The following is a 26226-nucleotide window of genomic DNA, read 5'->3' on the forward strand; positions in this document are numbered from 1 at the left end:
GAAATAACGGTTGGAGACTCTAAAAGGATATAAAGGATATAGTAAACTAAAAATATCCAAGCAAAAAACGATTAATACAATAGGAGGCGTGTAGTCAATGGGACTACCTTGGTATCGAGTACATACAGTAGTAATTAACGATCCAGGTCGCCTAATCTCTGTTCACTTAATGCACACCGCATTAGTAGCAGGTTGGGCTGGATCTATGGCTCTTTATGAGTTAGCAGTTTTTGATCCTAGCGATGCCGTTTTAAACCCCATGTGGAGACAAGGAATGTTTGTTCTTCCTTTCATGGCTCGTTTAGGTGTCACTGGTTCTTGGGGTGGCTGGAGTGTCACCGGCGAAACTGGTGTTGATCCTGGTTTCTGGTCTTTTGAAGGAGTGGCGATCGCCCATATCGTACTCTCTGGTTTATTATTCCTAGCCGCTGTATGGCACTGGGTATATTGGGATTTAGAACTATTTACCGATTCTCGTACTGGTGAACCCGCATTGGATTTACCAAAAATGTTTGGTATTCACTTATTCTTATCTGGCTTACTCTGTTTCGGTTTTGGTGCATTCCACCTGACCGGTTTATGGGGTCCTGGAATGTGGGTATCTGATGGCTATGGTTTAACAGGTCATGTGCAACCGGTTGCCCCTGAATGGGGTCCTGCTGGGTTTAACCCCTTTAATCCTGGTGGTGTAGTTGCTCACCATATTGCCGCAGGTATCGTTGGTATTATCGCTGGATTGTTCCACCTCAGTGTTCGTCCCCCCGAAAAACTTTATAAAGCTCTTCGTATGGGTAACATTGAAACTGTACTTTCTAGTAGTATTGCCGCCGTATTCTTCGCCGCTTTCATCGTCGCTGGAACTATGTGGTATGGTAGCGCTACTACCCCCGTAGAGTTATTTGGACCTACCCGTTATCAGTGGGATCAAGGTTATTACCAAGAAGAAATTCAGCGTCGTGTTCAAAGTGCGATCGCCCAGGGATCTACTCCCCAAGAGGCTTGGGAATCCGTACCTGAAAAATTAGCCTTCTACGACTACGTAGGAAATAGCCCCGCTAAAGGTGGTTTATTCCGTACCGGACCTATGAACAAAGGTGATGGTATTGCTCAAGGTTGGTTAGGACATCCCGTCTTCAAAGACAAAGAAGGCAGAGAATTATCCGTTCGTCGTCTTCCTAACTTCTTTGAAACCTTCCCCGTAGTTCTTAGCGATGCTGATGGTGTAGTTCGTGCCGATATTCCTTTCCGTCGTGCAGAATCTGCCCTTAGTGTAGAGCAAACTGGTGTTACTGTTTCCTTCTTAGGTGGAGAATTAGATGGTCAAACCTTCTCCGATCCCCTTGATGTAAAACGTTATGCCCGTAAAGCTCAATTAGGTGAACCCTTTGAGTTTGATACCGAAACCCTCAATTCCGATGGTGTATTCCGTACTAGCACCCGTGGTTGGTTTGCTTTTGGTCATGCTTGTTTCGCCTTATTATTCTTCTTCGGTCACATTTGGCATGGAGCCCGTACCTTGTTCCGTGATGTATTCGCTGGTATTGACCCAGACTTAGATCCTGAACAGGTAGAGTGGGGTTTATTCCAAAAACTCGGAGACAAATCTACTCGTACTGCTCCCCGCAGTGAGTCTGCTTAATTGTTAAGATGGAATCAGGGTTTTATTAATTTAATATTTCCCTGATTTCATTTTCGGTAAATTTTCTAATCAATTGAGGAAAAAAAATTATGGAAAGTGTTGCATATATTCTTGTATTAGCAATGGCGATCGCAGTTTTATTCTTTGCCGTTGCTTTCCGTGAACCCCCCAAAATTCAAAAATAGATTTAATTAACAACTTAATTTTTGATTGAGCATCTCTAAAACATTTTAGGGGTGTTTTTTTATTCACTACTCAAACGGGAAATAATGGAATCTGCGGGTACTTGAGCAATAATTTCCCGAATTACCGAAGAAGTACCAAAATTACCCCAAGTGCAACCATTCTTCAAATATACCTGAGCCGCTTTACCCACTAAATAAGAGCCATATCCTGCGATACTCCCCTGGGCCAACCCTGCCCCCGCAAAAGCCGTAAAATTAGCAGGATTTTCCCATAAACTATTTATAGCCGTACCCGTTTTTGCAAAACCGAGCATAATCATGGTAACAATTTCCCCCACAATTAAACCCATCAAACTCTTAACAATGGTTTGCCACAACTTCCCCGCCTCATAACTGGTAATCGGTAAACCATACAATCTCGCTAACGCCCTAATCATAGTCAAATCGGCGATCGCCCCTACCAACAAATCGATAAAAACAATAGGATTAACAGCCACCATCAAAGCCTTATATTTAGCATATTGCCAGATAATTTTTTCTGCCTCCTTCTCCCGCAACTCCACCGTTTTATGGGCAATGTTTTCTTGGGCTGTTTTCGCCTGATTAAGAGCATTTAACGCCAATAACGCCCTACCTTCCCGATTAAGAATAACTAATATTTTTTCCTTTAAACTATCCACCCGAGGGGGTAAAACCTCCCATTCTTCCCTGAGACTGCCATCAGGTAACTCTACCCTTACCTTTAAAGGCTGGGGCTGTGCCGCCACCATTACCACCTCATCAGGGGAAACTAAAGGTTTATTCATCTCATCACTCAATTGCTGTAACTGCTGATAAATACTCCGAATATCAGTATCAGGATACAAATCTATCTTATTAAACACCAATAACAAAGGCTTGTGATAATGACGTAACTCCAACAATGCTAAATATTCCGTCCTCGTAATATCTCCCGCCACCACAAACAAAATTAAATCTGACTGTTGACTAACTTCCCTAGCCATTTGCGCCCGACTTTCCCCATCAATCTCATCCAATCCTGGAGTATCAATAAACTCAATTTCCACCTTCCCCGTCGGTGGTTGCCAACGAATAGACTTAGGCCATTTTGTCACCCCATTAATAGCCCCCGTTGCCAAGACATCTTCCCCCAACAAAGCATTAATTACCGTTGATTTTCCTCGGCTGACTAAACCAAACGCAGACACCTTAATAACTTGTTGCTCTAATTTTTCCAACGCCCCCTTAAGGTTACGCAAATCATCCTTAACAGCCCCTTGTAACTTAGCATCAGGAGGATAATTCCAATGACGGCGACTACTGGCATACCATGAGAGGGATTGTTGTAAACTGGCACGGGCTAAACCGATAACCGATGATACATGAGGAGTTGTTTTTGGTGTCATTTTATTTGAAGAAAACCATTCTAATATGATAATTGATGTAGTTAGGTTTTAGGTTGCAGGTCATACTTTACACCTTTACAAGACTATAAATTTTATCCTGAATTTAGATTATCGTAGTTCAATAAATCAAACAAACTACAGTTAGCCTTGTAATTCATTACACGGTAAGGGAAAATACAATCTATTGATAACGAATTATCTGAACTTGGTATTACTTATTACCCATGGGAAAATGACTAATTCCCGCTAAAGCCGATACTTTTAACATCCCTCCCGAAAAATCGAGACTATTTACCTGTAAAGAAATACCATCAATGACAAAATGATCTAAATTAAAAACATCACAAATTTGAGAAGTAAAAGCATCAATGATAATCGGTGATAATTCTTTGCCCTCAAGATAGTCTAAATTATCTAATAAAACTCCATTTCCTTGATCACAAATAATCGGTTTAAATGAAAGGCTAATTCTTTCAATGGAGTTTGTTTCTTGTAACAATACTTCCGCTGTGATCATGATGCGATGATCCGCTAAGATATTGCAGTGGATATTTTCAAATTTGATGTGGATAGGCTGATTATTGACAGATACATCATAGTTCGAGGTAATTCCATTTAAATAACCAATGTTTAATGCGGTACAAATATCTTTTTCCGTCAGAATTATACAAGCGTTACCTTCACTGGGTTTTGTTAATTGTACATTACCCATTAAAGCCTTGAGGGGATTAACGCCTATTTCGTAGAGATTAATATTCATTTGCTCTAAACTTAAGCCTCTTTTCATGATTAAACCCTCACCATTAATTTCTAAGGATTCAAGAATACCTTTACGTAAGTTTTGACGGTTGACTTTGACATTAACACTTAATTCCCTTGCTTGAGTTACTTGAGTTTCAAAGGCTTTAGTCGCAATTTTATTAATGGTTGTTTCCCCGAAATTATTAAGGTTTGGTAATGCCATGGTTTTCTAAGTATTTGCTGAAAATGATTAAGTATTGTAACATTGTTTTTAGTTATTAATTAAAACTGTAACAATCTTGAGAGCATTTGAATTCTTATGCTTTCTTTTTTTTAAGATTTATTGAGTATATATGCTTAAAATAAATCCATCGCAATTATTGATAATTCTTTTTTATGATTAGGAAATATGTAACTTTTGTGCATAAAAAATATGATTTGTTCATTTATGTTTTAAGTTGTTTTGTGTTGTTATCTTTTCCGTTAATGGGATGTGAGTTGGATTCTTCCAAGGCTGATTCTCCAAAAGTTGAAGTAGAAAACCCGACTAATGTTAATGAGTTACCTATTACGGCTATGACTATTATTAATGGGGAGCAAATTGATTTAGAGGTAGCGACAACATCTGAGCAACAAGCTCAAGGATTGATGTATCGTCAGTTTTTGCCCTCTAATCGAGGTATGTTATTTCCTTTTGAGTTTCCCCGTCGGGCTACTTTTTGGATGAAGAATGTTAATATGCCCCTTGATATGATTTTTCTTTATCGAGGTAAGGTTGTTTCCATTGAAAACAATGTTCCCCCCTGTGAGAGTGAGCCATGTCCTATTTATGGACCAGAAGCTATAGTAGATCAGGTTTTGGAGTTGGCTGGTGGCAGGGCTAATGAGTTAAATTTACAACGGGGCGATCGCATCTATATCCAATTTTTAGAAAATAATGTAAGATAGGTTACACAAAATCCCAAAAATAATTTATAATATATCTTCCAAAGTTGGAAACAAAACACATTTTTTTAAATAATTGATTTTAGGTTTACCTTATCGGTTGTTTATTTATGGTCGGAATTGATCTGTTGATTAAGTTAAATGAACTTAAATGAGGTTTTATTTACAAAAAACTTAAAACTATGGAATTTTAACAGTCAACTGATAAGTTTTGTGACTAAAACAAGAAAAATAAGATAACTAGATTTATCCTAAAGTCTAATTAATTTTGACTATCAATTATTATCCTAGTTTTGCTAACTGCAATAATATTAATTAAGCTCAAAAATATTGAGATAATTAGTGATTAATAACTATAAAAATTCCACAGTAAATTAAATATTTATGGGAATCATTAAACAATAGTTAAAAAAAAGATAACATGATATTTAAGCTGTTAATATGATGTTCATCTTAGGGTTATAAATCTAGGAAATACAAGGGGTGAGGTTAATCATAAAATGTCCTTAAATCAATTGGAGCGAAGGAATAAGGACAAAATAAATAAAACTCTCACAGAACCCAAATTTTTTTAAAGAATGGTGTGAACGAGGAAATATTGCTCTACTTATAAAGCAACAAAAATAAAAAGTTTTGAAAAAAAATATTTTTAGCACATTAAAAGAACATAAAAAAATAAATTATGCCACCTACCATCTATTCTCATTTTATTGAATTTCTCAAAGACGAAATCAATCTTTCTCCCGATTCTATTGCTATTGCAAGGCGCTCAGTCAAACAAAATACTGAGTTGATGCCGATGGTATTATGGCAATATGGTTTAGTAACCATTGAACAATTAGATCGCATTTATGATTGGCTAGAAAAGTTTTAAAATCTCCATCGAAGTAGTAATTTCTTTCTTCTGATATAATTAATTTCTTAAACACTACCATGGAATATGTATGAGTCTTAAGAATTTAAGAGATGCGATCGCCCATAAAAAAGCCCTTAAAGTAATTAGTGGTTTAAACAATTTTGATGTTGCCAATGTGGTTGCAGTGTGTAGAGCCGCCCAATTAGGGGGAGCTACCTTTGTGGATATTGCCGCCGATGTAGAAATCATTAAAGCGGTAAAAGAATCCATTGATTTACCCGTGTGCGTCAGTGCCGTTGAGCCCCAATTATTTGTCAGTGCCGTTGAAGCGGGAGCAGATTTAATCGAAATCGGAAACTTTGATAGTTTCTATGCCCAAGGTATTAACTTCAGTGCTGAGGACGTTTTAAGCCTCACCCGTCAAACCCGTGCTTTGTTACCCCATGTTCTTCTTTCCGTCACTGTACCCCATACCCTTCCCCTCGATGAGCAGGTAGAGTTAGCTCAAAAATTAGAAGCAGAAGGAGCAGATATAATCCAAACTGAAGGTGGTACAAGTTCCAACCCAAATCATAGTGGTATTTTAGGCTTAATTGAAAAAGCCAGTCCTACCCTTGCCGCGGCCCATGCTATCTCCAGAGCGGTACAAATTCCCGTGCTTTGTGCCTCTGGTTTATCTGATGTGACTGTTCCCATGGCGATCGCCACTGGTGCATCGGGAGTAGGAGTCGGCTCGGCGGTAAATAAACTTAATGATCAAGTAGCCATGATTGCAGTGGTACGTAGTCTTGTAGAAGCCCTCAACCGTAGTGCTAGTCAGGCGGTAGTTTAGTTCTTCCATCAACGATAATCGCCATTCCCACGCCTTGTTTTACCCTGATAAATGGACGAGCGTGGGATATATTTTTCTCAAAAAATTGTTGCCTAGAGAAAGCAAGATGTAGAATAGAGTTTATAACAAGCAGTTAAATGGTCAAAGGTTTATGACAACAGCAACTATTTCTAATCAAGGTATTCAATTAAGTCAAAAGGCTCTCGAACACGTTCTTAAACTTAAAGAACAACAAGGAAATGAAGATTTATGTTTGAGGGTTGGAGTTAGACAGGGGGGTTGCTCTGGCATGTCCTATATGATGGATTTTGAGAATATTAATAATGTTACTGAACATGATGATGTATTTGACTATGAAGGTTTTAAGATAGTGTGCGATCGTAAAAGTCTTTTATATCTTTATGGACTGATGTTAGATTATAGTGATGCCATGATTGGGGGTGGATTTCAATTCACGAACCCCAACGCTAACCAAACCTGTGGTTGCGGAAAATCTTTCTCTACTTAATAAGTATTTTATTTCACTTTTTTAGTATATTTAACCCCCCTATACTTTTGAGCAGTAAGGGGGAATTTTTTTGACTAATTTTCCCCTAAGAGGGGTTGTAAAAAAGTTTTAAAGAAGCACTTTTTAATAATAGATTTAAAGTCGCTAACGGTATTACTAATTTCCTCGGCTAAACTATCTGCAAAATTATCGATTTCATTATCTTCATTTAAAGATATTGTTTTTAAATCTTCTTGCCATTTTTCCATCACTTGAGGGTTAATTTTTTCTATATTTTCTTCTTCTTGATCTTTATTATTCATACCCCCATCTTTATTAATAGTTACTTCGCCTCGAAAAACTTGAATTAATAATTTTTCTACAGAAACACCATTTTCTATGGCTTTAATTTCAATTTCTTCTAATACTTTTAAGGGTAATTTTAATGTTCCTTTTTCTGCATATTTTTCTCCATAAATCATTTTTTTGATTTTTTTAGCCGTGATACTATGAAAAGGATAAGTATCCAAGACTTCTTGCCATTTTTCGTATAATTCATCCTCCGTTAGTGTGACTAAAGGACGGGCTTGAGCTTCATTTTGAGGAATAATTCTGAATCCATATTTAATTAGTTGAATAGCAACTCTTGAGGCTTTAATAATTTTGTTTGCTCTCCATACGGGATAATGTATTTCTTGCTCACAATAGTCTTTAAAGGAATTGTAGGATTCTTTATATAGTTGATAATACTTCACTTGGTGAAGTTGCACACCTAATTTTATATAATTTAGTTTGTCATATTTAATATTATTAGTAATTTGATTTAATTTTGTATATTTTCTATCTTCTGCCACTAGATAGCAGTCTTCTAAAATTGAGCGGTATGGTTCTGATATATTTTCCCAAAATAATTCATTAATATTTTCTTCTCCACAACTATAAAGAAGGGCGATCGCCGATGGTTGTACATAGTGTAAGTTATTTTTTTTCCCTAATAAATATTGCTCATATCTTGGATTTTTATACTGCGTAGCAGATCTTTTTAAAATAGACTTTTGGTCAGTGATCTGATTCATTGGTGGATTGATTAGTTAATTTGCATTAATAGTACGCCCCTAATACATCTGATGGCTGGGCATTACATTATACATCTTTTTTTATCCTTAACAATCTAGTACAAAAATATCTAATTTTAGTGTTTATTCCTGATTTTATTGTGATAAAAATCTATTTTTTTTGAATATTTTATTAACCACAACTAATTATTATGAAACTCAAAAGAATTTACTTATTAATCAAGTGTAATGATGAAAATACACATTATAAAAATTTTCTAAAATAGATTATGCTCAAGACAAAAAGGCTTTAAGTAGTGAATAATACCAAGAAAATATTAAATATTGCATCCTCAGTAATCCTTCCTATAAATAATAAAATACTCCCCTAAAATAGAGAAGTATAATATTTTATTTAGTTAGATTATAAGCAAATTAACCATTAATAATTGGAGCAGAAACAGGCTCGGCACTAGCTAAATCTAGGGGGAAGTTATGAACATTGCGTTCGTGCATTACTTCAATACCAATGTTGGCACGGTTAATCACATCAGCCCAAGTGTTGATGGCTTTTCCCTCACTGTTAAGGATAGAGTGGTTAAAGTTAAAACCATTAAGATTAAAGGCGAAACAAGATACCGCAAGGGCGGCAAACCAAATGCCCACCACAGGCCAAGCACCTAAGAAGAAGTGTAAAGCACGGCTGTTATTGAAGGAAGCATATTGGAATATGAGGCGACCAAAATAACCATGGGCAGCTACGATATTGTAGGTTTCTTCTTCTTGTCCAAATTTATAACCTAAACTTTGAGATTCAGTTTCAGTGGTTTCCCGAATTAAAGAAGATGTTACCAAAGAGCCGTGCATGGCGGAGAATAAAGCCCCTCCGAATACTCCCGCGACACCTATCATATGGAAGGGGTGCATTAATACATTATGTTCGGCTTGAAGAACAAACATAAAGTTAAAAGTACCACTAATACCTAAGGGTAAACCATCGGAAAAAGAACCCTGCCCAATGGAGTAAATTAATAAAACGGCGGTGGCTGCGGATACAGGGGCGCTGTAGGCAACGCAAATCCAAGGACGCATACCAAGGCGGTAAGATAATTCCCACTGTCTGCCCATATAGCAAAAGATACCAATGAGGAAATGGAAAATAATTAACTGGTAAGGGCCTCCGTTATATAACCATTCGTCGAGGGTGGCGGCTTCCCAAATGGGGTAAAAGTGTAGGCCGATGGCATTGGAACTAGGTACTACGGCGGCAGTAATTATATTATTACCATAAAGTAATGCACCCGATACAGGTTCTCGAATTCCATCAATATCCACGGGGGGAGCGGCGATGAAGGCAATGATAAAACAGGTGGTTGCTGTTAACAATGTGGGGATCATTAATACTCCAAACCAGCCTATATATAAGCGGTTTTTTGTAGAGGTAATCCATTGACAGAAATGTTCCCAGCTCGAAATTTTTCCTTGCTGTAGTATTGTTGTCATGATTTCTTTATTTGTGGTGTATTTTTTGTATAGCCTATATATTGCTATATTCTTATATTACTTTATAGCGATATAATTGTCAAGTATGATTAGGATAATTTTTACTTATGATATGGGAGAAAAGGCGATCGCCCTTAATCTGAAATGGAGAAGATTTTTTTAATACCGTGGAATTCGATAGATTAGAGGTTGAGGGGGTAAATTTTTTAAACAGATAAGGATAGAGAATAATGATAATATTACAAAGGCGATCAGTGAATGATCTATAAAAGCTGATCCAGGGGCGATCGCCCTTAGTACAATTAAGATTATTTATATATTTAGTATGGCAAAAGTTCTAGTATCAGACTCTGTCGATGAGGCAGGTATTAAAATTCTCACCCAAGTAGCCCAAGTTGACATCAAAACAGGATTATCCGAAGACGAATTAACCGCCATCATTCCCGAATATGATGCCTTAATGATTCGCTCAGGCACAAAGGTTACAGAAAAAGTAATCCAAGCGGCCGATAACCTGAAAATTATTGGTAGAGCAGGGGTTGGAGTTGATAACGTCCATGTGCCATCGGCTACCCGTAAAGGGATTGTGGTGGTAAACTCCCCCGAAGGAAATACCATCGCAGCGGCTGAACACGCTTTGGCCATGATGTTGTCTCTTTCCCGTCACATTCCCGATGCCAATCAGTCAGTAAAAGAAGGAAAATGGGATCGTAAAAGTTATATCGGTTCTGAGGTTTACAAAAAAACCCTCGGGGTAGTAGGTTTAGGTAAAATCGGCTCCCATGTGGCAAAGGTTGGTAAAGCCATGGGTATGAAAATTTTAGCCTATGATCCTTTCATTTCCCAAGAAAGAGCCAATCAATTGGGTTGTACCCTCGTAGATTTAGACATTCTTTTCAGTGAATCTGATTATATTACCCTCCATATTCCTAAAACCAAAGAAACCGCTAACTTAATTAACGCCCAATCCCTTGCCAAAATGAAGCCCCACGCCAGAATTATTAACTGTGCTAGGGGTGGTATCATCGATGAAGATGCCCTTTATGAAACTCTTAAGGAAGGTAAAATAGGCGGTGCAGCCCTTGATGTGTTTGCCTCTGAGCCTTTAGGGGAATCTAAATTAAGGGAATTGGGTAATAATATTATTTTAACCCCTCACCTTGGTGCATCCACCGCCGAAGCTCAAGTAAACGTTGCCATTGACGTAGCCGAGCAGATTAGGGATGTATTACTCGGACTTCCTGCCCGTAGTGCGGTGAATATCCCAGGATTAAGCCCCGATGTCATGGAAAAATTACGTCCTTATATGCGTTTAGCTGAAACCCTCGGTAATTTGGTAGGACAATTAGCGGGCGATCGTGTGGAGAGCTTAAATGTTAAACTACAAGGAGACTTAGCAGATAATAGTAGTCAACCCCTTGTTACTGCCTCCCTCAAAGGTTTACTATCCAAAGCCCTCCGGGAAAGAGTTAACTATGTTAACGCCGCCATCGAAGCCAAAGAAAGAGGCATCCACCTAGTAGAAACCAGAGACGCCACCATCAAAGATTACAGTAACTCCATTTACCTCGAAGCCGTTGGCACTAAAGGCACTCACGCTGTAACTGGTGCTTTATTAAACGATGGCGAAATCCGTATCACCAGCATCAACGGATTCCCAGTCAACGTTCCCCCCAATACTTATATGTTATTTACCCTCCACCGTGATGTACCAGGTATTATTGGTAAAATCGGTTCTTTGTTGGGTAACTTTAACGTTAACATTGCCAGTATGCAAGTAGGGCGTAAAATCGTCCGTGGGGACGCTGTCATGGTACTCAGTATCGATGATCCTTTACCTGAGGGCGTTTTACCTGAAATCCTCAAGGTAGGCGGTGTTACCGATGCTTATACCGTAAGTTTATAAGTCATTGTCATTATTCAACGCAAGGGGGTTAAAGCCCCTTGTAAAAAAACACAGTAGCCACATCGTGTAATGAATTATACGGCTAACGGTAGTTCGTTGAATAAATTGAACTAAAATATTGATATTGCTAATTTGTAAGTGATCAAGCGGACTTGATATGAAAACAGCTTTTCAGTTCCTCTTATAGTTACTTCAATTGTGTTTAAGACACTTTGCTTTTCTGAAAGCCTCATCATATAAATATTGTGGTATTCGATAGCCTTTCATTCCAATTTTGATTAACTATATCTAATAACTAATATATGAATTCTTCTTGGTGGGAAATTAAAATAAAAAATGTGCCTGATTTAGAGGATACTATCTTTTGGCATCTACAGGAGTTTGGTTGTAAAGGTTCGGCTCTGATTCAGGAAGATGGTATCTGGTATGTTAAAGGATATGTACCTAAAATTGATGTTACCGAAGCTCAGTTAGATATTTTAAGTAATACCATTAGGGATGATTTTGATGGTCAAGAATTTGATTTTTCCTATGAATCCATGGATGATCAAGATTGGAGTAGTAGTTGGAAAGATCATTGGCAACCCATGGAAATTGGTCAGAAAATGGTTGTCTATCCCGCTTGGATTGATGTACCCCCTGAGTGCGATCGCCACGTAATCCGCTTAGATCCAGGATCTGCTTTTGGCACAGGGGTTCACCCCACCACTCAACTATGTATGGAAGCCTTAGAAAGACAATTAGAGCATAAAAATAAACCCTTAACCATGGCCGATATTGGTTGTGGTACAGGAATTTTATCCTTAACCGCTCGTTTATTGGGGGTAGAAAAGATAATTGCTAGTGATATTGATTCCCTTGCGGTGAGGGCTACCGAAGAAAATATGCAGTTTAACAATATTGATAATATCGAAGTTTATCAAGGTAGTATAGATAAAATCAAAAAAGTAACTAATCAAAAATTTGATGGCATGGTGTGTAATATTCTCGCCGAAATTATTAAAACCATGATCCCTGATATGGGAGATATTATTAAACCCCAAGGATGGGTAGTTTTAAGCGGTATCTTAGTCACTCAAGCCGATGATATAAAACAAATTCTCAAGGATAATAATTGGCAGATCACGGGTTATAATTCCAAAGAAAACTGGTGTTCCATTGAAGCTAAAAAATCCTCGGATTAATCTGTTGGAAGACTCAATCATGACGAGTCCCAAGATATAACTCACCCACCAAAGGATTATCTAATAAATCAGAACCCTTACCCTCGATCGCATCTTTGCCACTTTCTAAAACGTAGCCCCTATCGGCCATCATAAGGGCTTTTTTGGCATTTTGTTCCACCAAAACGATTGCCTTTCCCGTAGCATTAATCGCCTTAATTTGTTCAAAAACATCATTAACCAAAATAGGCGAAAGCGCCGCCGAAGGTTCATCCAACAACAGCAAATCAGGATCTAACATCAAAGCCTTACCCATGGCCAACATTTGCCTTTCTCCCCCCGACAAAGTTCCTGCCTTTTGCCTCAAACGTTGCTTTAACTTCGGAAACATGGTGTAAACCATCTCCTTTTGCTTTTTACAAGAACCAGAAAGAGTATAAGCCCCCATTTCCAAATTTTCCTCCACCGTCAAAGTAGCAAAAACATTAGAAATCTGGGGAACATAACACATCCCCAACTTAACAATCTCATTGGACTTTAACCCAGCAATATTACGATCCTTAAAAATAATTTTCCCCTGATTAGGAGTCAATAACCCAAAAATCGTTTTTGCAAGGGTGGACTTTCCCGCGCCATTAGGCCCAATTACAGTGATTAACTCCCCCGGTTCAATGCGAAAATTAATGCCCTGTAATATATTCAAGTCCTTAATATATCCTGCATAAACATCTTTTACTTCTAGTAAATTAGTCATGAATTATAAATAGAAATAGGGGTTAACAAAAAAAGATTTGGTTAGGATAGGGAACGGGGAATAGGCAATAGGGAATGGTTTTTGTGTCCATACCTTATACTATTGTTAAGGTTTCTATGTTTCTACCTATAATCTATTCAGTTTCCCCCCAAATTAGCAAGACAAAATCAATCTAGTTTCATTGTCCATTGCTTAGAATCGCTCACCGATACCGAAGTGAATACGGTTATCGCCCTCATCATTAACACCATAATCAATACGGATAGGGCCTACGGGAGATTGAATTCTAACCCCCAAACCATAACCATAACCAGTACCATTTAAACCTCTCACCTCCGCAGGTTGCCCAGGCACCGATGAACCAGAACCAAGATCGCTACCAAAATCGAGGAATAAAGCACCCCCCACAATGGAAAAAATGGGGAAACGATATTCCGCACTAGCTTGAATAAAAGTACGTCCATTACCTAAATCCCCTTCCCCATAGCCCCTAACGGAGTTACTACCCCCTAAAACGAAGGCTTCATAGGGTGGTAAATCTCCAAGGACAGTACCTGCTTGAACATTAAAAGCAAGGGCTTGGGGACCTTCTGCAAAATCAAAATCAAGGAAATTAACAGGGATATAGTGACTATAGTTAGCACGAATGCGATTAAATAGAATATTACCAGAACCAAGGGGAACAGTTTGCTCCATACCCACAAGGAAGAAACTGCCCTCAGTGGGTTGTAAGCGGTTGTTACGGCGATCGCGCGCGGCGTTAAAACGAACCAAGAAAAGATCATCCTGCCCAGATTCACTAATGGATAATAACTCATTACCAAATTCAGCGGAAGATCGAGGGCTTAAATCTCCATCGGTGTTTTTAATTTCCACCCTTTGATATTGTAAACCTGCGCTCAGTGTCCATTCTGGACGGGTGAAAGGATCTTCGGCAAGGGGGCGAGAAAAAGTGATTCCCGTACCCGTACGCACTACCCTAGGGCGGGTGTCTCCCACTTCCGTTCTAATACTCTCGGTATCCGTACCATCAAACACAAGGGAAATAGAACGACGACGGAAAATATTAGCAATGTATGAGGTGCGATCGGGAGTTGTCGCAATCCAAGGATCTCTTAAACTTAAATCAAATAATAATTCCCTTTCCCCTAACTGAAATTCTGCTCCCAGATTTTGATTATTACCCCCAAGGTTTTGTTCCTGATAACTCAACGTTCCAAAAAAGCCACTATTAGAACTAATACCGGCCCCGGCGGCGATCGATCCTGTATTACCTTGTACTACCTCAATATTCATAACCACCTTGGAAGGATCTTCAGCCTCACTAAAAGAAAGACGAACATCTTGGAAAATACCTAAACCAAATACCCTTTGTAAATCCCTTTGTGCCGTATTACGATTAAAAATATCTCCCGGTTTTAGCTCTACTTCCCTAGTAATAATAAATTCCCTAGTTTTACCGTCAACCTCCTCGTTATCCTCATTAAAATATTTAACTTGGATGTCCTCAATTTCCCCTTCCGCAATTATCAAAGTCACAACCCCATCGGGTGACACTTGAGGAGAGCTAACCACCTGAGCTAAATCAAAGCCATTGTCACTATACCAAGTATTAATCCCAGAAATACCTTCTTGTAAATCCCTTAGATTAATGATTGAACCATATTGCTCCCCAAATAGTTCATCTACTACTTCTGGGGGTACTTGGGCTTCGGGGCTTGTGCCTGAAACCGTTTGTAATTGCACTCTTTGTAATACAGGGTTGGGAGCTACAGTATAAGTAATTCTCACCCCCAAAGGAGTATCACTAGGCACGACATTGGCATCACTAAAAAAGCCCGTAGCAAAAATAGCGTTAATATCTTCTTGTAGTTGGCTTCTGCTGGTGGTACGCCCCGGGGCGGTTCTAATGACGTTATAGACTAAGTCTTCTAATTCTCCCTCTACTCCTTCTACGACAACTTCTGCCACTAATACCCTTGCTTCTTCTTGGCTTGATGATGGATTATTTTGGGCTAAAAGGATTTGTTGGGGGGAAGAAGATTGAGAGTCAATATTGATTTCTAAGTTAGGGGAGATGATTTCTTGATTACTTTTGTCTTCAACTGCTATTTCTAAGTTAGGGGATATTTCTTGGTTACTCTTGTCTTTAAGTGCTATTTCTAAGTTAGGGGATATTTCTTGTGGCTTATTTATACCTTCGGTAAAAGTTTCTAATGGCTGGTTACTTTCTGTAACAAAATCTTCTGGTGTTGGGGCTTGGTTTATTTCTACATTTTGAGGGAGAAAGTTAGGGGGCTGGTGGGCAACGGAGCTAAGATTAAATTGTAAATTGGTTGTTGGGGAAGAATTGTCTTCTTTTTCTACTTCTGCATTGGCTGATAAGGGTTGACTTACCATAAAAGTAGTTAAAAAGAGAAGGGCAGAGAGAATGGGAAATTTTGTTACTAGGTTTGCCATGGATGTTTTATGGATAGATACACCATGACCATTGTTATTAGTAACTTTAAAAAGTAGGGTCATGTTATCTGCCTTTGGGACGATGTTCTTTTTTTGCACCACAGAGTTATAATTTAATTTTTTTTTGCTCATTTGATTGTTGCTCACAGCCACACACCAGTTTTTTTATAATAAAAATAATTCTCTTTAATATACTAGCTATTTTCGAGTTTTTCAATTTGATTTAGGACTCTAGTTAATACTTTTTGATAGGCTGATTCCACCTCTCCTAAGTCTTTCCTAAATCGATCTTTATCCATGACTCTTTTTTCTTTATCTTGTTCCTGAGTATCCCATAAGCGACAGGTATCAGGGCTTATTTCATCGGCGAGTAAAATATTATTTTGATGATCTAAGCCAAATTCGAGTTTAAAATCAACGAGGGTAATTTGACAACTCTTAAAAAATTCGATGAGGTGTTGATTAATGGTTTTGGCAAGGGTTTGTAGTTGTTTAATTTGCTCGTTGGTGGCAATATTTAATAGTGCTAATCTATCGGGGGTTAGTAAAGGATCTTGTAGGGCATCGTCTTTGAGGTAAAATTCTACTAGGGGTTGGGGTAATATTTGTCCTTCGGGTAATCCTGTTTCTCTACATAAACTCCCGGCGGCGATGTTTCTTATTACTACTTCGAGGGGAATTATTTTCACTGCTTTAACTAGCATTTCCCGCTCGGATACTTTTTCGATGAAGTGGGTAGGGATGCCTTTTTTTTCGAGGTAGGTTAACAAGGCAGAGGCGATCGCACAGTTAACCTTTCCTTTATCGGTAATCGTACCTTTTTTTTGGGCATTAAAGGCAGTAGCCGAATCTTTATAATAGGTTAGGTAAACCCGTTCATCATCGGTAGGATATATAATTTTTGCTTTGCCTTCGTACAGTTTTTCTTTGGTTGTCATGATGTTTATTTGATAATTTATAATGTTAATAAAATTTTTTGGTTAAGGTGGGGAACGGGGAACGGGGAACTGGGAACAGTTTTCGATGTTTTATAGTTATAAATTGATAATATAAACATTTTTAACTACTTCTTATTAATTCTGAAAATCGCAAAACTCTGTATTCTTTTAGTAGCAAAGGTTTAAGCGGTTTTTCCTACTTTGAATCACCACTTCAAGGGTTCTGGGGACTTTTATCTTAAAAGATTCAGTCAAATTCAATATATTTAGTATATTCTTAGTCCTGTTTGTTTCATAACCAATATAGTGGCTGGTAAATAATTACCAGATTAGATAAAGCCCAATGAGGTTAAATTGTCCATTGTCCATTGTCCATTGTCAATTGCTTAAGATTTTCCCCCTAATTTCTTGATTTAACCAATAGGTATTACTAGATAAGGATTTTAAACTTTGGGGGGTAACTTGCCAAGATTGTTGGGGTGCAAATAAGATTAACTCTGCTTTTTCTCCTGCTTGTAAACTAATGGGCTTTTGATTAAAACACCGTAAAGGATTCACGCTGAGTGCTTCCCAGAGTTTAAGGGCGCTCAAAGTTCGGGTATTTACCAAATTATCCCACAACAAAGGCAAGATTAACTCATAACCGATCGCCCCAGGGGGTGATTCTGAAAAAGCAACGGTATTTTCTTCATAGGTGTAGGGGGTATGGTCAACGGCGATGGCATCGATAACCCCATTTTTTATGCCCTCAACGAGGGCTAGACGGTCATTTTCTGCCCCTAACGGGGGGTTTAACTTCAAATTGGGGTCGTAACTCTCTACCGCCTCGCTATTAAGTAAAAGATGATGCCAATTAACACTGGCGGTGATGGGTAAACCTTCCTCCTTGGCTTGGGCGATTAATTTTACCCCCCTTTCGGTGGAAACCCTCATTAAATGAACCTTGGTTCTAGTCAGGGCTACTAATTCAATGATAGAGGCGATCGCAACGGTTTCACTAATAGCAGGACAACCCACCAAACCAAGACGCACAGAAGTACTATTTTCCCTCACCACCCCAGCCCCTCGCAACTGCATATTACTAGGGGAAAGAGCCACGGGCAAATCAAAAGGGTGAGCATACTCCAACATCCGTCGCAACAACAAAAGATTGTCACAGGGTTGATTATCCGTAAAACCCACCACCCCCGCATCAGCCAAAGAAGCCAATTCCGCCATGACATCCCCCTTCAAACCATTCGTTAAAGCACCCCATAAATAAAAATGAGCAGGTAAATCCCTCCCCCGACTCTCAATCAAAGCACAAATAGCAGGATTATCAATCACAGGATTAGTATTAGGCAAAATTGCCCCTCGACTAAAACCCCCTGCCCTCATGGCTTCACTCAGACTCATAAGGGTTTCCCTATCCTCATATCCAGGCTCACCACTACTGCTATATATATCCACCAGTGCCGGGGCAACAATCAAATTATCTCCCTCAACCACTTCCGTCGCAAGATGATCATAGCTCAGATTTTGTCCAATTTTATCAATCTGCCCATCTATCACCAATACATCAGTAATATCATCCACTGCACACACAGGATTTAAGATTCTCACCTGTCGATAAATTTGAGAATTAGGTTTCACCGTCATTAACACTTTTACTTATGAGGGAGCAGAAAATCTTTTTTCTCTTCCTTGTCCGACTTACCATTTTACGCTCAAATCTCCTTCTATCCAAGATTAATTTTTGTAACTTTTTAGTTAAAATGTAGCATTTTATACAGAAATAATGTTTAAATAGGATCAATTAAGAAAAACTTTTAAATTAATTGACTAGGAGAAAGAATTATGAACACTGAAAGCCAAGCCCGTCGTCTCATGATGCGTCACCACCACGCCATCAAAAATCGTCAGCAATCCATGTTAGGTAGAGTCGCATCGGAAATCGGCATGGATATTAATCCGGGGGAATATTCTGGAGGTACTCAGGGTAAACCCAATTCTAGCTTTCGTGTCAGTTACGATCGCAGCGGTGCTTCCTTAAGCTAGAAAATATATATTGATTGATTATTTTTTATTACTGTCAAATTCCCATTCATGATGACTAATTTACCCTAGAGACGTGCTATTCTGCGTCTCTGTTTTTTTGTGAAAATGGTAATCCATAGCCGTTGTTAAACTACTGTAAAATAGTAAGTATTGCCTTTAAAAAATAACGGGAAAATGATTAACAGTAAAATCACCTTATACAACAGTCTTTCCAATCGAGAAGAAGAATTTAATACCGTCACCGAAAACGAAGTAAAAATGTATTGTTGCGGTATTACTGTATATGATTACTGTCATTTAGGTCATGCCCGTACTTGTATTGTTTGGGATGTAGTGAGAAAATATCTACAATGGCGCGGCTATAAAGTTACTTATATCCAAAACTTCACAGACATCGATGATAAAATTTTAAACCGTGCTAGGCAAGAAAATAGCTCCATGGAAGAAGTTTCAGAGCGTTTTATTAAAGCCTATTTCGAGGATATGGAAAAACTCAATGTTACCCCTGCTGATGCCTATCCTCGAGCCACCCATGCCCTTGATGGTATCAAAAAATTAGTCTGGGAATTAGAACAAAAAGGCTATGCCTATGAAAAGGGCGGCGATGTTTATTATTCTGTTAACAAGTTTAGCCCCTACGGTAAATTATCAGGACGTAAATTAGAAGACTTACAAGCGGGGGCAGGGGGTAGAGTTAATCAATCGGGGGTAGAAAAAGAAAACTCCTTCGATTTTGCCCTTTGGAAATCCGCTAAACCCGGTGAGCCTAGTTTTGATTCCCCTTGGGGTAAAGGGCGCCCCGGATGGCACATTGAATGCTCGGCCATGGTGCGAGAAATGTTGGGGGAAACCATTGATATTCATGCAGGGGGTAATGATTTAATTTTTCCTCACCACGAAAACGAAATCGCCCAATCGGAGGCGGTGACGGGTAAATCCTTGGCTAACTATTGGATGCACAATGGTATGGTAAAGGTTGAAGGGGAAAAGATGTCTAAATCTTTGGGTAATTTTATCACTATCCGAGAATTGTTAGAGCAATACGAGCCGATGGCGGTAAGGTTGTTTGTTTTACAGGCTAATTATCGTAAGCCCATAGATTTTACCAAGGATGCCATGGAGTCAGCTACCAATGGTTGGCATACCTTCGCTGAAGGTTTACAGTTTGGTTTAAAACATGGTGAAGCCTTAAATTGGACACCAAAGACCCAGCATAGCATCATTAAATCTGTTCAGGAGCGTTTTTGTCAAGAGGTTGACCGAGATTTTAACTTTGCTGCGGGTATTGCCATTTTATTTGATTTGGCTAAGGAGTTACGAAAAGAAGCAAATATTTTGATTCATGAGGGCAAAACTACCATATCATCCCAAGAGTTGGGGGATAAGTGGTACACCTTAACGAGTTTGGCTCGTGTGTTAGGCTTAGAGGATAATTATGATGAGTCTGAGTCTATTTCAAATCAAATGAGTGATGAGGAAGTTGAAGCCCTTGTTCAAGAAAGGATTGTTGCCCGTCAAAATAAAAATTATGCACAGGGCGATCGCATTCGGGATATATTAAAAGAGCAAGGTGTTACCCTCATTGATAGTCCTGGAGGTGTGACAAAATGGCATCGTTAACATAATTTTCTGCCGTTGGAATCGAGACAAGTATGGTTAGGTAATTTTATTTTTAAGGTATTGCTTGTTCGATATTTTTCCGTTTATTTTTTACTATGAAGAATAAAGTTAAACAAATTAATGTTGGTTTATTTGCCCTAATAATTTTGGCCTATTTGGGTAACTACTTTAATTTGAGATTATTTTTTGGTGTTGACTTTATTTTTGGTAGTATTTTTGTTTGGTTAATATCCTATTATTATGGCAAGTTTTGGGGGGGGATTAGTGGTTTTATTGCGGCCATACATACCTATTTTTTATGGGGACATATTTATTCAGTAATTATTTATAGTTTGGAAGCATTTTTTGTTAATTTTTGGTGGCAAAGAAAGTCAAAAAGTCTAGTTTTATTAAGTGCTTATTTTTGGATTGTTGTAGCTGTTCCCTTAATTTTTGTATTTTATTTTTACATTCTTAAAGTATCTTTTTTAGGGGTCTTATTGATAATTCTAAAACAAGCTATAAATGGGATATTAAATGCAATAATAGCTAGTGTTTTTATCTATTATTTACCTATTGATAAATGGTTAAAAATTTCTCCTAAAAAATTAATCTTACCCTTCGAGCAAACCCTTTTTAATATATTAATTATCTGTACTTTTATACCTTTATTGTTGTTTAGCATTATCGCCAGTAATCATCAATTACAAGAAATAGAAAGTCAGATCGTTTCTCGCTTAAATCAAGTGTCCGAAAGTTTAACTAATAAAATTGTTTTATGGCAAGAAGATAATAAAAGGGCGATCGCTCTTTTAGCCCAACAAGAATCGAATAATCTCGTAGAAACAAATTTATCAAAAATATTGGAAATCTTACCTTATTTTGACAAGATTTATATTACCAATCCACAAGGAATAATAACCAATGTAGTAACCAATCAAGAAGAAAAAATAGAAGAATTATTAGGATTAGATATTAGCAACACAGAACAATTTATTGTTTCAGAATTTAATCAAGAAAATCTAATTACCGAACTACATAGCGACATTGCCAATAAAACTTTACACATTGGTTTTGTCAGTTCCATTATTAAAAATAATCAATGGTCAGGGTTAGTTTATGGAGCAATAAATGTCCAAACCTTAGAAACCTTTATCAACGATAACGCCCAAATTTTTCAAACAGATATATTTCTCCTTGGCTCTGATAACAAAATAATATTAAGTTCTAGTTCCCATCATATAGAAAATCGTTTTTTTACCCTACAAACCAATAACGATTATGAAGTGCGTGGGGTGGAGCAAACTCCTGTGCGATCGCCCAGTTACCCAAGCCCATATCCCGACGAAAATATATATCATTCCCTGCCCATAATGCCAGGCACGCCAATTATGTCAAGATGGCGACAATCAAGCTACTTCCAACAAATTCCCCTTCCCGAAACCATACCCCTAAGAATAATAACCAGTGTAGCTACCCAACCCTACGTCGATAACTTACAAAGATATTATGTAAGACTCTTAGCGATCATGATGATTATCGTCCTAATCACCTTCTTCGTTGCCTATAAAATTAGTCAAAACATCGTACAACCCATCAAAACCCTTACCACCATAACCACCGACTTACCAGAAAAAATAACCTCAGACCAAGCCATAGAATGGCAACAAACCACCATCGAAGAAATAGAAATCCTCAGTAACAACTATCAATCCATGGTAATGGTTCTCAGGGAAAAATTTACTCAACTAAGAGAATCAAAAGAAAATTTAGCCATCAGGATAGCAGAGCGCACCCAAGAACTACAACTAAACACCCAAAAACTAGAACTCCAGATAGAAAAAAAACAACAAATAGAACAAAGACTCAGAGAAAAAGACGAACGCTACGAACTAGCCGTATCAGGCACCAACGACGGCATCTGGGATTGGAACCTAAACACCAACGAAGTATATTACTCCCCCGCATGGATGCGTATCATTGGCTACGAACAAAATCCCTTACCCCCCACCCTAGACACATGGTTTGAGCGTATTTATAGCGAAGACAAAGAAAATAACCTCCAAGAAATTTATTTATACCTCAACAACAAAAAAGAACTATATCAAAATATTCACCGTCTCCAACACCGTGACGGCAATTACGTTTGGGTACAAGCCAAAGGAAAAAGAGACTTTGACAGCGAAGGTAAACCTTATCGTCTCGTGGGTACAATCACCGACATTACCGATAAAGTAAAAGTAGAGCAAGAATTGAGAATTGCCAAAGAACAAGCCGAAGCCGCTAACCTTGCCAAAAGTCAATTTTTAGCCACCATGAGCCATGAAATCCGTACCCCCATGAATGCCGTTATCGGTATGACAGGATTACTACTCGACACCGAATTAACCCCCGAACAACAAGAATTTACCGAAATCATCCGCACCAGTAGTGATAGCCTTCTAAGCATCATAAACGACATACTAGACTTCTCCAAAATTGAATCAGGAAAACTTGAACTCGAACAACAACCCTTCTCCCTCTATCAAGTAGTAGAAGAATCCCTCGACTTATTAGCCCCCAAAGCATCCCAAAAAAATATTGAATTAGTCTATTTTCTCGATCCCGAAATATCACCTTCTATCATTGGTGACGTTACCCGCCTAAGACAAGTATTAGTAAACCTCCTCAGTAACGCCGTCAAATTTACCCCCAAAGGAGAAGTGGTTTTATCGGTTAATATCCATTCTCCTCACCTTTCCGATAGTCAATTAGGTTACCTACTCTTTGTGGTAGAAGACACAGGCATTGGCATCCCAAGTAACCGCATGGATAAACTATTTAAAGCCTTTTCCCAAGTAGATGCCTCCACCACCCGCAACTATGGTGGCACAGGATTAGGTTTAGCCATCTGTCAGAAATTAGTTAACTTAATGGGTGGTAGTATGTGGGTAGAAAGTAAAGGTCATGTGGCAGGGGATTGCCCCCCTGGGTGGCAGATTACTTCCCATAGTGAAACCCTTGGTTCAAAATTTTGTTTCACCATCAAAACCAGATTTTCTAGCGATAATCCCACCGCTATCGAAACTCAAAATTCTTTATTACGAGGGAAAAAAGTTTTAATCGTTGATGATAATGAAATTAATCGTCGTATGTTGCTTACCCAGTGTCGTAAGTTTGGGTTAGAAGTGTTAGTAACCGCTTCAGGAAAAGAAACCCTAGAAGTGATTCAAGGACAACCAGATATTGATTTGGCTATTCTTGATATGCAAATGCCCAAAATGGATGGGGTTACCTTGGCTAAGGCCATTAGTGCCATGGAAAAATATCATCATACTCCCCTTATTTTACTAAGTTCCATTGGACACGCAGAAATCGAAAAAGCTCTCGGGCAGGTAAATTGGGCGGCAACCCTCATTAAGCCCATCAAGCAGTCAAGACTATATTATGTTTTGTCAAAAATAGTTCAAAATCCCCATTTAAAAGCCAAACCTAATCAGTTAGCGAATATTTCTTTGACTGATACCATGGGAGGGCAAGAATTAGCCCTGACAACTCCCCTTAAAATTCTCATCGCCGAGGATAATATTATCAATCAAAAGGTAATTACTAATATTCTCAAGCGTTTGGGTTATCGTGCTGATGTGGTTGCTAATGGGTTGGAGGTTTTAGATACTTTACGCCGTCAGTCTTATGATTTAATTTTGATGGATGTACAAATGCCAGAAATGGATGGTTTAACGGCTACTCGTCAAATACGTACCCTTTGGAATAGTTCTAATAATGATTTCCATGGACAACCGCCCCATATTATTGCCATGACGGCTAATGCCATGGAAGGGGATAGGGAAAGATGTTTGGAGGCGGGAATGGATGATTATTTGTCGAAGCCTGTGAGGGTAGAAGCATTAATTGAAAAGTTAAAAACCGTGAGAAGATCCGATTCTGCCGTTATATTTAATAGTAGTTACCAAAAGGAAAAACCCGTTATTAAGCGTTCGATGACTGAATTAGATCAAAATATAATTGCTGAGTTAAAGGATATGATAGGGGAGGAGGATTTTGAGGAAGTTTTTCAAGACTTAATCAATTCTTATTTAGAGGATAGTCCTAAGTTGGTAGAGGATCTTAAAGTTGGGGTGGAGAAAAAGGATTTGGCACAAATTAAGATTAATTCCCATACCCTCAAGTCTAGTAGTATTACCCTTGGGGCTAGTTACCTGTCCGATTTGTGTCGGCAGGTTGAGGGGCATTGTCAGGATGGCAATATGGAGGCCATTGGGGAGTTATTGCCTTTGATATTGGATGAGTATGCCCATGTGGAGGATTTGATGGAGGGGGAGTTGGAAAGGCTCGATTCTTAAGCTCTTGGTTGAATTAGGTTGGAGGTTTTATGGTTCTGATGAATGATTTTACCGTCAGAAAATTGGATGATTCGATGGGTAAGTTCGGCTACTTCATGTTCATGGGTGACTAAAATTATGGTCATTCCTTCTTTATTCAACTGAGCAAAGATTTCCATTACTTCTTGGGTGGTTTCTGTGTCTAGGGCTCCGGTGGGTTCGTCGGCTAAGAGGATCAGGGGTTTATTGACTATGGCACGGGCGATCGCCACTCGCTGTTGTTGTCCTCCCGAAAGTTGATTAGGACGGTTATAAAGACGATTTTCTAATCCTACTTTTGATAAGGCTTCTACGGCCCTAGTTTTTTGCTCCTCAGGGGATACCCCCGCATATTTCATGGGTAAAATAACGTTATCCAATGCACTGAGTTGGGGGAGAAGATGAAATTGTTGAAATACAAAACCAATGCTCTGATTACGAATTATGGCCAGTTGCCGAGATGACAAGGAAGCCACATTATCTCCGTTAAGATAATATTCTCCCTTAGTAGGTCTATCTAAACAACCTAAGATATTCATCATGGTAGATTTACCAGAGCCTGAAGTTCCCATAATAGAACAGTATTCCCCCGACTCAATGGTTAAGTTAACCCCTGACAGGGCAACTACTTCTGTGTTACCACTGCCATAGATTTTATAGATATTTTCTAACTTAATTAAAATATTATCTAAACTAGAATCTTTGTTTTCCATTCTTTAGGTAAGGTTTGACCATGAATTATACTTACTTGCATAGTAAGCTAAAATTGATTCTAGTTGCTCGTTTTCCTTGGTAGGGAGATCCCCATCATATTCTATCAATAACCCCCCCACCTGACTTTGTAGATGGTGAAATTCTTGGGAGGTTTGTTCTAATAAACTTACTTCAATGCCTTTTATCTGTCTTAGATGGGCCGCTACTTCCCTATATATAGCTAATGGGAGGCGATCGCACCTTATCTTTCTTTGTACTCTTTCCATAATTTACTCCTACACACAATAAATAAAAATCAACACTAAGTATTCGGATTCGTCTCAACTACGGGGGCCGGTTCACCCACTTGACGAACAACCTGTTTACCCATTTCCTCAAAAACTACCGTACCTTCTAAACCTCCTAAATTGCGTTCCACAACATATAAACCCTCTTTCAACTGTACCGACTGACCTTCAGGAGGATTAATACGAATAGCCCGAACCATTACCATGCCATCTGTACCCATAATCGACTCTCCCACCCTGACAGAGCGCACCGAACCCCCTTCAGGAGTCGAAATAATCGCCACATTCTGCCCATTCACATCCATGATTCCCGAAATTAAAATCCTTTCAGCAAAAGTTGGTGGAGGAGGGGGAGGGG

At 38.6% G+C, this 26226-nt stretch carries 22 protein-coding genes; 11 read left to right on the forward strand and 11 right to left on the reverse strand.

The window, feature by feature from the left end; translation table 11 throughout:
• The first annotated feature begins 97 nt into the window (after positions 1–97).
• Together psbB and IQ215_RS10215 are read left to right on the forward strand one after the other, a co-directional pair.
• Positions 98–1639, forward strand: coding sequence for a photosystem II chlorophyll-binding protein CP47 (gene psbB / locus IQ215_RS10210; protein ID WP_193801209.1), 1542 nt, complete (start codon positions 98–100; stop codon positions 1637–1639).
• Positions 1640–1728: 89 nt separating this feature from the next.
• Positions 1729–1824, forward strand: a complete 96-nt coding sequence (locus IQ215_RS10215) for a photosystem II reaction center protein T (protein ID WP_015222195.1) — start codon at positions 1729–1731, stop codon at positions 1822–1824.
• A 59-nt stretch (positions 1825–1883) separates the two neighbouring features.
• On the opposite strand, the gene IQ215_RS10220 is transcribed toward IQ215_RS10215, so the two are convergent.
• Positions 1884–3230, reverse strand: a complete 1347-nt coding sequence (locus tag IQ215_RS10220) for a GTP-binding protein (RefSeq protein WP_193801210.1) — start codon at positions 3228–3230, stop codon at positions 1884–1886.
• Positions 3231–3441: 211 nt separating this feature from the next.
• Entirely contained in the window at positions 3442–4194 is a 753-nt protein-coding gene (locus tag IQ215_RS10225) for an LmeA family phospholipid-binding protein (RefSeq protein WP_193801211.1), read from the reverse strand.
• Positions 4195–4367: 173 nt separating this feature from the next.
• Between IQ215_RS10225 and IQ215_RS10230 the strand changes: the two genes are divergently transcribed.
• The 4 genes from IQ215_RS10230 to IQ215_RS10245 all read left to right on the forward strand — a co-directional run bounded on the left by IQ215_RS10230 (position 4368) and on the right by IQ215_RS10245 (position 7112).
• The gene (locus tag IQ215_RS10230; protein WP_241735303.1) at positions 4368–4919 is read left to right on the forward strand and encodes a DUF192 domain-containing protein; all 552 of its coding nucleotides are present in this window, start codon (positions 4368–4370) and stop codon (positions 4917–4919) included.
• Between the two features lie 679 nt (positions 4920–5598).
• Entirely contained in the window at positions 5599–5790 is a 192-nt protein-coding gene (locus tag IQ215_RS10235; RefSeq protein WP_193801212.1) for a DUF2949 domain-containing protein, read from the forward strand.
• A gap of 70 nt (positions 5791–5860) precedes the next feature.
• Positions 5861–6604 carry a DUF561 domain-containing protein gene (locus IQ215_RS10240; protein ID WP_193801213.1) on the forward strand — a complete coding sequence of 248 codons (744 nt, stop codon included), beginning with the start codon at positions 5861–5863 and terminating at the stop codon, positions 6602–6604.
• Positions 6605–6755: 151 nt separating this feature from the next.
• The gene (locus IQ215_RS10245; protein WP_193801214.1) at positions 6756–7112 is read left to right on the forward strand and encodes an iron-sulfur cluster assembly accessory protein; all 357 of its coding nucleotides are present in this window, start codon (positions 6756–6758) and stop codon (positions 7110–7112) included.
• Positions 7113–7186: 74 nt separating this feature from the next.
• On the opposite strand, the gene IQ215_RS10250 is transcribed toward IQ215_RS10245, so the two are convergent.
• Both IQ215_RS10250 and psbA read right to left on the reverse strand, forming a co-directional pair.
• Complete coding sequence (locus tag IQ215_RS10250; RefSeq protein ID WP_206688573.1) at positions 7187–8167, reverse strand: hypothetical protein; 981 nt, start codon at positions 8165–8167, stop codon at positions 7187–7189.
• Between the two features lie 414 nt (positions 8168–8581).
• Complete coding sequence (gene psbA, locus IQ215_RS10255) at positions 8582–9649, reverse strand: photosystem II q(b) protein (RefSeq protein ID WP_193801215.1); 1068 nt, start codon at positions 9647–9649, stop codon at positions 8582–8584.
• A 325-nt stretch (positions 9650–9974) separates the two neighbouring features.
• Here psbA and serA point away from each other — a divergent pair, with 325 nt between their 5' ends.
• Positions 9975–11555, forward strand: a complete 1581-nt coding sequence (serA, locus tag IQ215_RS10260; protein WP_193801216.1) for a phosphoglycerate dehydrogenase — start codon at positions 9975–9977, stop codon at positions 11553–11555.
• A 302-nt stretch (positions 11556–11857) separates the two neighbouring features.
• Positions 11858–12739 (forward strand): 50S ribosomal protein L11 methyltransferase, encoded by an 882-nt coding sequence (gene prmA, locus IQ215_RS10265; RefSeq protein ID WP_193801217.1) that lies wholly within the window; start codon positions 11858–11860, stop codon positions 12737–12739.
• 13 nt (positions 12740–12752) lie between these two features.
• Here prmA and IQ215_RS10270 read toward each other — a convergent pair whose 3' ends face one another.
• The 4 genes from IQ215_RS10270 to IQ215_RS10285 form a co-directional block, all read right to left on the reverse strand.
• The gene (locus IQ215_RS10270; protein ID WP_193801218.1) at positions 12753–13472 is read right to left on the reverse strand and encodes an ABC transporter ATP-binding protein; all 720 of its coding nucleotides are present in this window, start codon (positions 13470–13472) and stop codon (positions 12753–12755) included.
• Positions 13473–13664: 192 nt separating this feature from the next.
• Entirely contained in the window at positions 13665–16064 is a 2400-nt protein-coding gene (locus IQ215_RS10275; RefSeq protein ID WP_206688574.1) for a BamA/TamA family outer membrane protein, read from the reverse strand.
• A gap of 62 nt (positions 16065–16126) precedes the next feature.
• On the reverse strand, positions 16127–16870 hold the full coding sequence (purC, locus tag IQ215_RS10280) for a phosphoribosylaminoimidazolesuccinocarboxamide synthase (RefSeq protein ID WP_193801220.1): 744 nt from the start codon (positions 16868–16870) through the stop codon (positions 16127–16129).
• Positions 16871–17248: 378 nt separating this feature from the next.
• Positions 17249–18508 carry a dihydroorotase gene (locus IQ215_RS10285; RefSeq protein ID WP_193801221.1) on the reverse strand — a complete coding sequence of 420 codons (1260 nt, stop codon included), beginning with the start codon at positions 18506–18508 and terminating at the stop codon, positions 17249–17251.
• A gap of 198 nt (positions 18509–18706) precedes the next feature.
• On the opposite strand from IQ215_RS10285, the gene IQ215_RS10290 reads away from it, so the two are divergent.
• The 3 genes from IQ215_RS10290 (at position 18707) to IQ215_RS10300 (ending at position 24849) form a co-directional block, all read left to right on the forward strand.
• The gene (locus IQ215_RS10290; protein ID WP_193801222.1) at positions 18707–18907 is read left to right on the forward strand and encodes a hypothetical protein; all 201 of its coding nucleotides are present in this window, start codon (positions 18707–18709) and stop codon (positions 18905–18907) included.
• A 174-nt stretch (positions 18908–19081) separates the two neighbouring features.
• A complete protein-coding gene (gene cysS, locus IQ215_RS10295) occupies positions 19082–20527 on the forward strand; it encodes a cysteine--tRNA ligase (RefSeq protein ID WP_193801223.1) in 1446 nt (481 codons plus the stop codon).
• Positions 20528–20622: 95 nt separating this feature from the next.
• Positions 20623–24849, forward strand: a complete 4227-nt coding sequence (locus IQ215_RS10300; RefSeq protein ID WP_193801224.1) for a response regulator — start codon at positions 20623–20625, stop codon at positions 24847–24849.
• On the opposite strand, the gene IQ215_RS10305 is transcribed toward IQ215_RS10300, so the two are convergent.
• From IQ215_RS10305 to IQ215_RS10315, 3 genes are all read right to left on the reverse strand, one after another.
• A complete protein-coding gene (locus IQ215_RS10305; RefSeq protein ID WP_193801225.1) occupies positions 24846–25580 on the reverse strand; it encodes an ABC transporter ATP-binding protein in 735 nt (244 codons plus the stop codon). The two genes, IQ215_RS10300 and IQ215_RS10305, sit on opposite strands and share 4 nt — an antisense overlap.
• Positions 25581–25583: 3 nt before the next feature.
• Positions 25584–25847: a hypothetical protein gene (locus tag IQ215_RS10310; protein ID WP_193801226.1), complete on the reverse strand. Its 264-nt coding sequence runs from the start codon at positions 25845–25847 to the stop codon at positions 25584–25586.
• A gap of 35 nt (positions 25848–25882) precedes the next feature.
• Positions 25883–26226: hypothetical protein (locus IQ215_RS10315; RefSeq protein WP_431355532.1), on the reverse strand; the 344-nt coding region annotated here is incomplete at its 5' end.

Source organism: Cyanobacterium stanieri LEGE 03274 (genome assembly GCF_015207825.1).
Lineage (GTDB): Bacteria > Cyanobacteriota > Cyanobacteriia > Cyanobacteriales > Cyanobacteriaceae > Cyanobacterium > Cyanobacterium stanieri_B.

Coding starts and splice junctions, on each gene's coding strand:
- IQ215_RS10310 (WP_193801226.1), bottom strand. CDS start 25,847: ATGGAAAGAGTACAAAGAAAGATAAGGTGCGATCGCCTCCCATTAGCT.
- IQ215_RS10300 (WP_193801224.1), top strand. CDS start 20,623: ATGAAGAATAAAGTTAAACAAATTAATGTTGGTTTATTTGCCCTAATA.
- psbA (WP_193801215.1), bottom strand. CDS start 9,649: ATGACAACAATACTACAGCAAGGAAAAATTTCGAGCTGGGAACATTTC.
- IQ215_RS10275 (WP_206688574.1), bottom strand. CDS start 16,064: ATGAGCAAAAAAAAATTAAATTATAACTCTGTGGTGCAAAAAAAGAAC.
- IQ215_RS10235 (WP_193801212.1), top strand. CDS start 5,599: ATGCCACCTACCATCTATTCTCATTTTATTGAATTTCTCAAAGACGAA.
- IQ215_RS10245 (WP_193801214.1), top strand. CDS start 6,756: ATGACAACAGCAACTATTTCTAATCAAGGTATTCAATTAAGTCAAAAG.
- psbB (WP_193801209.1), top strand. CDS start 98: ATGGGACTACCTTGGTATCGAGTACATACAGTAGTAATTAACGATCCA.
- IQ215_RS10230 (WP_241735303.1), top strand. CDS start 4,368: ATGATTAGGAAATATGTAACTTTTGTGCATAAAAAATATGATTTGTTC.
- IQ215_RS10240 (WP_193801213.1), top strand. CDS start 5,861: ATGAGTCTTAAGAATTTAAGAGATGCGATCGCCCATAAAAAAGCCCTT.
- IQ215_RS10270 (WP_193801218.1), bottom strand. CDS start 13,472: ATGACTAATTTACTAGAAGTAAAAGATGTTTATGCAGGATATATTAAG.
- purC (WP_193801220.1), bottom strand. CDS start 16,870: ATGACAACCAAAGAAAAACTGTACGAAGGCAAAGCAAAAATTATATAT.
- IQ215_RS10250 (WP_206688573.1), bottom strand. CDS start 8,167: ATGAATCAGATCACTGACCAAAAGTCTATTTTAAAAAGATCTGCTACG.
- IQ215_RS10225 (WP_193801211.1), bottom strand. CDS start 4,194: ATGGCATTACCAAACCTTAATAATTTCGGGGAAACAACCATTAATAAA.
- IQ215_RS10215 (WP_015222195.1), top strand. CDS start 1,729: ATGGAAAGTGTTGCATATATTCTTGTATTAGCAATGGCGATCGCAGTT.
- IQ215_RS10290 (WP_193801222.1), top strand. CDS start 18,707: ATGAACACTGAAAGCCAAGCCCGTCGTCTCATGATGCGTCACCACCAC.
- IQ215_RS10220 (WP_193801210.1), bottom strand. CDS start 3,230: ATGACACCAAAAACAACTCCTCATGTATCATCGGTTATCGGTTTAGCC.
- IQ215_RS10305 (WP_193801225.1), bottom strand. CDS start 25,580: ATGGAAAACAAAGATTCTAGTTTAGATAATATTTTAATTAAGTTAGAA.
- IQ215_RS10285 (WP_193801221.1), bottom strand. CDS start 18,508: ATGACGGTGAAACCTAATTCTCAAATTTATCGACAGGTGAGAATCTTA.
- prmA (WP_193801217.1), top strand. CDS start 11,858: ATGAATTCTTCTTGGTGGGAAATTAAAATAAAAAATGTGCCTGATTTA.
- cysS (WP_193801223.1), top strand. CDS start 19,082: ATGATTAACAGTAAAATCACCTTATACAACAGTCTTTCCAATCGAGAA.
- serA (WP_193801216.1), top strand. CDS start 9,975: ATGGCAAAAGTTCTAGTATCAGACTCTGTCGATGAGGCAGGTATTAAA.